6 protein-coding genes and 1 pseudogene are annotated in these 8,678 nt (G+C 63.8%); 3 read left to right on the forward strand and 4 right to left on the reverse strand.

Translation table 11 applies throughout. The features are described from left to right. Positions 1-6: 6 nt before the first annotated feature. The 3 genes from GTK01_RS17760 to GTK01_RS17770 form a co-directional block, all read right to left on the reverse strand. Positions 7-1,293, reverse strand: a complete 1,287-nt coding sequence (locus GTK01_RS17760; protein ID WP_252928542.1) for an ABC transporter permease — start codon at positions 1,291-1,293, stop codon at positions 7-9. 89 nt (positions 1,294-1,382) lie between these two features. Continuing rightward, entirely contained in the window at positions 1,383-2,486 is a 1,104-nt protein-coding gene (locus GTK01_RS17765; RefSeq protein ID WP_252928544.1) for an extracellular solute-binding protein, read from the reverse strand. 78 nt (positions 2,487-2,564) lie between these two features. Further along, entirely contained in the window at positions 2,565-3,668 is a 1,104-nt protein-coding gene (locus tag GTK01_RS17770; RefSeq protein WP_252928547.1) for an ABC transporter ATP-binding protein, read from the reverse strand. Positions 3,669-3,919: 251 nt separating this feature from the next. Between GTK01_RS17770 and GTK01_RS17775 the strand changes: the two genes are divergently transcribed. Together GTK01_RS17775 and GTK01_RS17780 are read left to right on the forward strand one after the other, a co-directional pair. After that, complete coding sequence (locus GTK01_RS17775; RefSeq protein WP_252928549.1) at positions 3,920-5,359, forward strand: aldehyde dehydrogenase family protein; 1,440 nt, start codon at positions 3,920-3,922, stop codon at positions 5,357-5,359. 412 nt (positions 5,360-5,771) lie between these two features. Next, positions 5,772-6,395, forward strand: a complete 624-nt coding sequence (locus GTK01_RS17780) for a transglutaminase-like cysteine peptidase (RefSeq protein WP_252928552.1) — start codon at positions 5,772-5,774, stop codon at positions 6,393-6,395. A 638-nt stretch (positions 6,396-7,033) separates the two neighbouring features. On the opposite strand, the pseudogene GTK01_RS17785 reads toward GTK01_RS17780, so the two are convergent. Then, a pseudogene (locus GTK01_RS17785) lies at positions 7,034-7,936 on the reverse strand (YifB family Mg chelatase-like AAA ATPase); the annotation flags it as partial. A gap of 34 nt (positions 7,937-7,970) precedes the next feature. Between GTK01_RS17785 and GTK01_RS17790 the strand changes: the two are divergent. Further along, entirely contained in the window at positions 7,971-8,609 is a 639-nt protein-coding gene (locus GTK01_RS17790) for a recombinase family protein (RefSeq protein ID WP_252928555.1), read from the forward strand. Positions 8,610-8,678 lie beyond the last annotated feature (69 nt).

The following is an 8,678-nucleotide window of genomic DNA, read 5'->3' on the forward strand; positions in this document are numbered from 1 at the left end:
TCGTCCTCAGCCCAGCTTGACGTTGTCGATGCCGACGATGCGGTTGTAGACCCAGTAGAGGATCAGGACGCCGGCAAGCAGGATCGTGCCGAGCGCGGCGGCGAGGCCCCAGTTCAGCGAATTCTGCATGTGGAAGGCGATCAGGTTCGAGATCATCTGGCCGCTTTGCCCGCCCACGAGCGCCGGGGTGATGTAGTAGCCGATCGAGATGATGAAGACGAGGATCGCGCCGGCGCCGATGCCCGGAACGGTCAGCGGTACATAGACCTTCCAGAATGCCGTCCAGTTGTTCGCACCGAGCGAACGCGCCGCGCGCATATAGGAGGGCGAGATGCCCTTCATCACGCTGTAAAGCGGCAGCACCATGAAGGGCAAAAGCACATGCGTCATGGCGATGACCGTGCCGACGGCATTGTGGATCATCGGCAGCCGGCCGCTGTTGGAAATGATGCCGGACCAGACCAGCAAGTCGTTGATGACGCCCTGCTGCTGCAACAGAACGATCCAGGCCGTCGTCCGCACCAGGAGCGAAGTCCAGAACGGCAGTAGGACGAAGATCATCAGGAGGTTCGACGTACGCATCGGCAGCGATGCGAGCAGGAAGGCGATGGGATAGCCGAGCAGGAGGGTCGTGCAGGTGATGGCGACCGAAAGGGCGAGCGTGCGCAGGAAGAGCTGGACGTAGACGCGCTGCGTTGCCGGTTGCCTGACGAGTTCGCCGTCGGCGTTGTACCGCATGTCGACGGCCGAGATGTAGTGGGCGGTCGTGTAGGGGCGACCCTCGCGCTTGAGGATGTGCCAGATCTGCATCTCGCCCCAGCGGCGGTTGTCGTCGATCACCGCCTCACGGAACGGCGCCTCGAGTTCGTCGGCTTCCCGCGCCAGACCTGCGACGAGGCTGCGCGCGCCGGAGAGTTCGTAGTTGAGGCGAATGGCGAGTTGACCGACCGAGCGGTTTTCCTGCGCGGCCGCGAGGTCGGAGACGAGCGCGGCGTAGGTTTCCTCGGAGGGAAGGTCTTCCCCGTCCCAATCGGAGAGCGTTTCGATCGTCTGCGGCAGGACGGTGCCGATCACCGGATTGTCGACGCTCCGCCACATCATCTGGCCGATGGGAATGACGAAGGTGATGAGGATGAAGGCGAGCAGTGGCGCAACGAGCAGGAAGGCCGTGATCTTGCGCCGGCGTTCGGCGCGCTTGAGCGAGAGTTTGAGCGGCACGCCGTCGGCGGTGACCATGTCCCGCGGGCCGGGGTCGGCGGAAGAAGCGGCCGGGTCGAGCGCTGCGTGTGCCATCGGCTGAAAACTCCTCGCAGGGCGCGTCCTGCGGTACCGTCGAATGATTGAGGGATGCGGGCGCCGGGACGCCCGCATCCGTTCCGGGTCTACTGGAGCATCCAGCTCGCGTAGCGCTCGCGCAGCTCGTCGCCGTAGTCGGTCCAGAAATCGTTGTTGAGGACGATTGGCGCCGCGTAGTTGTCCGGGTTGGTCGGCATGTGCGGTGCCATGTCGATGCCGAGGTCCTCATGCTGACCGACGAGCGGAGCCGAAGAGGCGCGGGCCGGGCCGTAGGAGATGTACTTGGCCTGGTCGGCAAGACGCTGCGTGTCGGTCGCCCAGTGCAGGAACTCCTTCACGGCTTCGACATTGCTGCCGCCTGCCGGCACGACCCATCCATCCCATTCGACGAGCTGGCCGTCCCAGATGATCTCGAAGGGCTGGTTTTCCGTCTCGGCGGCGGCGAAGAGACGGCCGTTATAGCTCGTCGCAAAGGCTGCTTCCTTGTCTGCGAGGAGCTGCGGGCCCTGCGCGCCTTCGGTCCAGAAGATCAGTTCACTCTTGATCGTGTCGAGCTTGGCGAAGGCACGCTCCACGCCTTCGGGCGTCTCGAGCGTTTCGTAGATTTCGTCGAGCGGCACGCCGTCGGCGTAAAGCGCCCATTCGAGATTGCCGGCCGGGCGGTCCTGGATCGCGCGCTTGCCGGGGAAGTCTTCGATGTTGAAGAAGTCCTCGATGCTGTCCGGCTTCTCGCCTTCGAACATCTCGGTGTTGTAGCCAATGACCGTCGAATAGACGATCTGGGGGATGAAGCAGTCGCCGAGCGAGCCGGGCAGGAAGTCTTCGGAGGCAGGCGTGCCGTCGGGTGCCGGCGCGAGCCATTCGTCGGCATCGATCTCCATGATGATGCCTTCGTCGCAGGCCAGCTGCGCATCGGACGGCAGCATGTCGACGAGATCCCAGGTCACGTTGTTGGCCTGCGACTGGGCCCGCAGCGAGGCGAGCGCGTTGGCCGATCCATCATCGTTCAGGAACCGGATATTCGGGTTCTCTTCCATGTAGGGGTCGAGATAGGCACGCTGCTGGCTTTCCGAATAGGCGCCGCCCCACGAGACGACGGTAATCGAAGTCGGGTCCTGGGCATAGGCACCTAGTGCGAGCAGGCTGACTGCCGCGCCCGCACCGATCACCTTGAGACGTATATGCTTCATGACGTTCTCCTCTGGTTTCGCCGATGGTTCCTGCATCGGCTTCGTGCTCTTCCTAGCCGCTCGAAACGACGATTCTTGTCAGGCGTCGAGCGCCCTGCAATCCTCCGCCGACCACCCCACGCGCACGGTCTCGCCTGCTGCCAGCCACGCGCTGGTGTCGGCATTCGGCACCTTGATGATGAAATCAGGATTGCCGCAAACGCTGACCCGGGTGCGGATGTGGTCGCCGAGATAGATCAGTTCCTCGACGCGCGCCTCGAAGCTGTTGGCCGTCCCGTCTGGCGGGGCGATCCGCACGCGCTCGGGCCGCAGCGATAGCGTCGTCTTCTCGCCGGCGCCTGAAACGTTGACCGGCAGCGCCTGGATCAGCGATCCGTCCGTCAGCCGCACCGCGCAGCTGCTGCCGTTCATCGCCTCGACCTTGCCAGCAAGCTTGTTGTTCTCGCCGATGAAGGAGGCGACGAAGGCATTGTCCGGCCGCTCGTAAAGGTCGGCCGGAGCCGCGAGCTGCTGGATCACGCCGTCCTCGAACACCGCGATGCGATCCGACATCGTCAGCGCTTCCGTCTGGTCGTGCGTGACATAGACGACCGTGACGCCGAGATCGTCGTGAATGTGCTTGATCTCGTACTGCATCTGCTCGCGCAGATTCTTGTCGAGTGCGCCGAGCGGCTCGTCCATCAGCACCAGCATCGGCTCGAAGACGAGCGCGCGCGCGACCGCGACGCGCTGCTGCTGGCCGCCCGAAAGCTGTGCGGGCATCCGGTTGCCGAGTTGTCCAAGCTTGACCATGTCGAGCGCGCGCTTGACGCGGCTCTCGATCTCCGCTTTCGGCTTCGATCGCACCTTAAGCGGAAAGGCAAGGTTCTCCGAAACCGTCATGTGCGGGAAGAGAGCATAGTTCTGGAAGACCATGCCGATGTCGCGTTTGTGCGGCGGCACGTTGTCGATGCGCTCGCCCTTGATGCGGATTTCGCCATAGGTCGCGTTTTCGAAGCCGGCGAGCATCATCAGGCAGGTCGTCTTGCCAGAGCCGGACGGCCCCAGCATCGTCAGGAATTCGCCCTGCGCAATGTCGAGGTTCAAGTTCTTGACGACCAGTGTCTCGCCGTCATAGCTCTTCTGGACGTTTTGAAAGCGAACGAATCCGGGTCCGTCCGCGCCATTGCTGACGCTTACCATGAATTCAACTGTTCCCCTGTTGTCCTTGGCGTCTTGGCCGGACATTCTTTGCTTTGGCCGTAAGGATCACCATATCCGGGCAAATTGCAACAGTGGCCGACAGTGATTGGTCCAGTTTGCCTGTTTGCGTCGTGCGCTTGCCGTTTTGCGCTGCAATATACGTCGCGCCAATTCGCTTTGGGGGTCTATCGCCGTGCCCTGTCCGCACGCTATCTGGACCTGCAAAATCCGCCGCATCGAAGGACACCGACATGATCGAGAAGACAGAATTCTACATCGCCGGACGCTGGGTTGCGCCGAGCGCGCCGAATACCTTCGAGGTGATCAATCCCGCCGACGAGCAGCCTTTTGCCGTCATCTCGCTCGGCTCCGCCGCCGATGTCGACAAAGCCGTCGAAGCGGCCCGCCGCGCCTTCCCGTCCTGGAGCGGCACCTCCAAGGATGAGCGCATCGCCGCCCTGGTGCGCCTGCTCGAAGCCTACAAGGCTCGCGTCGCGGACATGGCGAAGGCCATCTCCGACGAGATGGGCGCGCCAATGAAGCTCGCCATGGAAAGCCAGGCGGCGGTCGGCGTCAGCCACATCAAGACCTTCATTCGCACGCTCAAGAATTTCGAGTTCGAGCATCCGCTCGACGAACGCAATCCCCAGGAGCGCATCGTCCATGAACCGATCGGCGTCTGCGGCCTCATCACGCCGTGGAACTGGCCGATGAACCAGGTGACGCTGAAGGTCGTGCCGGCGATCGCGGCCGGCTGCACGGTGGTCCTGAAGCCCTCCGAGGTCGCACCGCTTTCCTCCATCGTCTTCGCCGAGATCATGGATGCGGCCGGGTTCCCCGCCGGCGTCTTCAACATGATCAATGGCGACGGCCCGACGGTCGGAGAGGCGATGTCGCGCCATCCGGGCATCGACATGATGTCGTTCACCGGTTCGACCCGCGCCGGCATCGCCGTGACCAAGGCTGCGGCCGACACGGTCAAGCGCGTGACGCTGGAACTGGGCGGCAAGTCACCCAACATCGTCTTCGCCGACAGCGACCTCGAAGCCGCAATCGTGCGCGGCCTCGATCACTGCTTCGAGAATACGGGCCAGTCCTGCAACGCCCCGACCCGCATGCTCGTCGAACGTTCCGTCTACGACCGCGCCGTCGAACTCGCCGGCGAACACGCCAGGACGGTCAAGGTCGGCAATCCGGCCGAGGATGGCGACCATATCGGCCCGCTCGTCTCGCAGGCACAGTTCGACAAGGTGCAGGGCCTGATCGATATCGCCATCAAGGAGGGGGCAAAGGTCGTCGCTGGCGGCGCGGGCAGGCCGGAAGGCTTCAACCGCGGCTATTACGTCCGCCCAACCATATTCGCCGACGTCACCAACGAGATGACGATCGCCCGCGAGGAAGTGTTCGGCCCAGTGCTGGCGATGATCCCGTTCGAAGGCGAGGAAGAGGCCGTCGCCATCGCCAACGACACGCCCTATGGGCTGTCGAGCTACGTGCAGACAGGCGATGCCGAGCGCGCCCGCCGCGTTGCCCGCCAGCTGCGCGCCGGCATGGTGCAGGTTAACGGCGCCAGCCGCGCGCCGGGTTCGCCCTTCGGTGGATACAAGCAATCCGGCCTCGGCCGCGAAGGCGGCAAGTATGGCCTCGAGGACTTTCTCGAAGTCAAGGCCGTCGCCGGCTGGCCGCAGTAGACGGAATTTCGGCGCGGTCGGCCGCCCATGGCTGGCCGAAGCCGGTTGCGGCCCCAGCACGCGTAAGCTGGCGAGAACGCCCCGGCCGAATCAGACGGCGCGTCAGGAGGGCGCGGCGTTCGCTGTGTCGGCACCCGTAGCGCATAGGGGGAACGCAGCGCCGTGACGCTGGCCCCCGACAGCCGTTTCGGCTAGTCTCGGCCTGACAATCCAAACCAAGCAATCATCTCATATGGTTAATACCCGCGAGCCCGTGCGAATGACCGGTTTGCGGGCAAAATTGTGTGTGCGGATTGTCACAGCGGCCTTCTCACGCGTGTGGGCAACGTGCCGCTCGATTGACACCGCCGATCACCCGACCTTAACCTTTTGTTAACGACACGAAAATCGTGCGAAGTCGGGGATTGGGCGAATGGGTGGTTCTTCGAGATCACTGCGATTGCTTGCGGTCGCGATCCTGGCAGGCGCTTTCGCGCAGGCCCTGCCGGCGGCTGCCATGCCCACGACCGGCGCGGCGATGGAAGCCGGCGGGCTGACGTCGCAGCCGATCGGCCATTACGACCTCTGCCAGCGCAGCCCGGGGGAATGCTCGATCCGTCCTATCGACCGCGGGCCGCTCCCCATCGATAATGCTCTCTGGCGCAAGATCGACAGCGTCAATCGATCGGTCAATGACGCCGTCTCGCCACGCAGCGACCTCGAAATCTATGGCCGCGACGAGTGGTGGGCCTATCCGGTCAATGGCGTCGGCGATTGTGAGGACTATGCGCTCGAAAAGCGCAAGCGTCTTGCGGAAGCCGGAATCCCTCTTTCCAACATTCTCCTGACGGTCGTGCGCAAGCCGGATGGGGAAGGCCACGCGGTCCTGACATTACGCACCGATCGCGGCGATTTCATCCTCGACAATCTGAACAATGATCTGCGCCCCTGGTATTCGACCGGATACAAGTTCCTGAAGCGCCAGGCATCGAACCACACCGGTCATTGGGTCACGCTGCGCGAAGACCGCAACATGCTGGTCGGCGCGCTGCAATAAGGCGATTTCTCGCGCCTGGCTCAGCGACCTTGGCGCGGTGTTGCAGGCCTGGGCGGGGTCCGGCCCGACGCAGGAAATTCTGCGATGAGATGGCGTTTGATGGCTGCGCGCAGCAGTCGATCTATGCAACGGGAAGAAATTCGCCCGCGTCGCACAAACAAGGCCCGACCATTAGCGGCGTTGGCGGATACGCCGTACCCGAACCCGCTTTCTTGGCGGCCGATGGATCCAGCCGCCCGCGCATCATTGACCCCCGTCGATGCCAAGCGCGATCCGCTTGAAGCGAAAATCGCAACGTACCTGCCTACGATTGGGCTCTGTTGCCGGTCACTCGTAGCTGCGTCGCAGGTCTGACTGGCGAAAGAACCGATCATTTGCCAAGCCGGGCACATACAATGCCAGCTTTGCGCGATAGACGTATTCGTCCGGTTCGGAGCGGAACGACCCGAGGGCATCGCATCGCAAGTTCAGTCCCTGCGCCTGAAAGGACCGACCGCTGGGCCCTATCAGCGCCGCGAGCGACGCCAGCGCCGCATCCGATCGTCGCTCCGCCAATCATGCCTGGCTATGTTCGGTTTGCGAATGGTCCCAAACTCTTCTCCTCCTTCGCCCCTCCGCAGCGTCGCTGCGGATGAGAGCTACGCTGCCGCGGCCAACCGCTCGCCGGCCATCCGGTACGAAATCGCCTCGGCAAGGTGAATGCGCGCTACCGTCTCCGCTTCGTCGAGATCGGCCAGCGTGCGTGCAACCTTGAGGACCCGGTGATAGGCGCGGGCCGACAGGTTCAGCTTGTCGCTTGCATCGCGCAGGAGTGCTGCACCGGCTTCGTCGGGAGCGGCGACGGTCTCGATCAGGCCGGCACTGCAATGCGCGTTGGTCGTCGCCGGCGAAAGGCCGAGCGCGGCATAGCGTTGCGCCTGCAATCGGCGTGCGGCGGCAACGCGAGCCCTGACCGTTTCGCTCTTCTCGGCCCGACCCGGGGCAATGAGGTCCGCGGCGCTGACTGCGGGTACCTCGATGCGAAGGTCGATGCGGTCGAGGAGCGGTCCCGAGATTCGCGCCTGGTAGTCGGATTGGCAGCGCGGCCCGCGCGCGCAACGATGCCCCGGCTCGCCCGCCATTCCGCACCGACAAGGGTTCATCGCCGCGACGAGCTGGATACGCGCCGGATAGGAGACACGGTGATTGGCGCGGGCGATGACGCTCTCGCCGTTCTCGATCGGCTGGCGCAGGGAGTCGAGCACGACCGGCTGGAATTCAGGAAACTCGTCGAGGAAGAGGACGCCATTATGCGCCAGCGACACCTCGCCGGGCCGCGCCCTGAGGCCACCGCCGACCATCGCCGCCATCGAGGCCGAATGATGCGGACTGCGAAAGGGCCGCCGGTCCGAGAGCTTACCGCCGGCGAGCTCGCCTGCGATGGAGGCGATCATCGAGACCTCGAGCAGTTCCCTGGGAGCCAGCGGCGGCAGGATCGATGGCAGGCGCTGCGCCAGCATCGACTTGCCCGATCCGGGCGGCCCGATCATCAGCATGTTATGGACAGAAGACCCCTAACCCATTACGAGCTGATCCATGACCACGCTGACCAATCGCCCCAAGGCTTACTCCTACGTTCGTTTCTCAACGCCCGAGCAGATGAAGGGCGACAGCTTCCGCCGTCAGCTTGAGGCAGGAGAGCGGTACGCCGCGACCCACGGGCTCGACCTGGACACCTCGTTCAACTTCCACGACCTCGGGATGTCGGCTTGGCAGGGGCGCAACAAGACCGATGGAATGTTGGGCGAGTTCCTGTCGTTCGTCCAATCCGGCGACATCGCGAAAGGTTCTTATCTCCTCGTGGAGAACCTGGATCGCGTGTCGCGCGAGAACGCACTGGATGCGCTCGACACTCTGAAGGACATAGCCCGAGCAGGGGTTGCCGTCGTCACACTCAGTGACGGCAAGGTCTACACCCACGAGAGCCTTCGGATGAACCCGATGGACCTCATCTTGGCCGTCATGACCTTCATGCGGGCGAACGAGGAGAGCGAGGTGAAGGCGCGCCGTCTGAGGGAAGCATGGGGCGCAAAGCGTCGTGCCGCGTCCACCAAGCCGATGTCTGCCATCAGTCCCGGCTGGGTGCGCCTTAGGGACGACCGCAGCGGGTTCGACGCTGTCAATGACCACGGAATCGGGACCCTGTATTTTCGCGCAAAAGGGACCCCGGTTTAGAGCTGGTGAAGGGCGCGCCGGTTAGCGCCCGATCAGGCGAAGCTGGTCGGGGTTTGCACAGCCTGATCG

Source organism: Aliihoeflea sp. 40Bstr573 (genome assembly GCF_024105655.1).
Taxonomy (GTDB): domain Bacteria; phylum Pseudomonadota; class Alphaproteobacteria; order Rhizobiales; family Rhizobiaceae; genus Aliihoeflea.

Coding starts and splice junctions, on each gene's coding strand:
- GTK01_RS17765 (WP_252928544.1), bottom strand. CDS start 2,486: ATGAAGCATATACGTCTCAAGGTGATCGGTGCGGGCGCGGCAGTCAGC.
- GTK01_RS17775 (WP_252928549.1), top strand. CDS start 3,920: ATGATCGAGAAGACAGAATTCTACATCGCCGGACGCTGGGTTGCGCCG.
- GTK01_RS17780 (WP_252928552.1), top strand. CDS start 5,772: ATGGGTGGTTCTTCGAGATCACTGCGATTGCTTGCGGTCGCGATCCTG.
- GTK01_RS17790 (WP_252928555.1), top strand. CDS start 7,971: ATGACCACGCTGACCAATCGCCCCAAGGCTTACTCCTACGTTCGTTTC.
- GTK01_RS17770 (WP_252928547.1), bottom strand. CDS start 3,668: ATGGTAAGCGTCAGCAATGGCGCGGACGGACCCGGATTCGTTCGCTTT.
- GTK01_RS17760 (WP_252928542.1), bottom strand. CDS start 1,293: ATGGCACACGCAGCGCTCGACCCGGCCGCTTCTTCCGCCGACCCCGGC.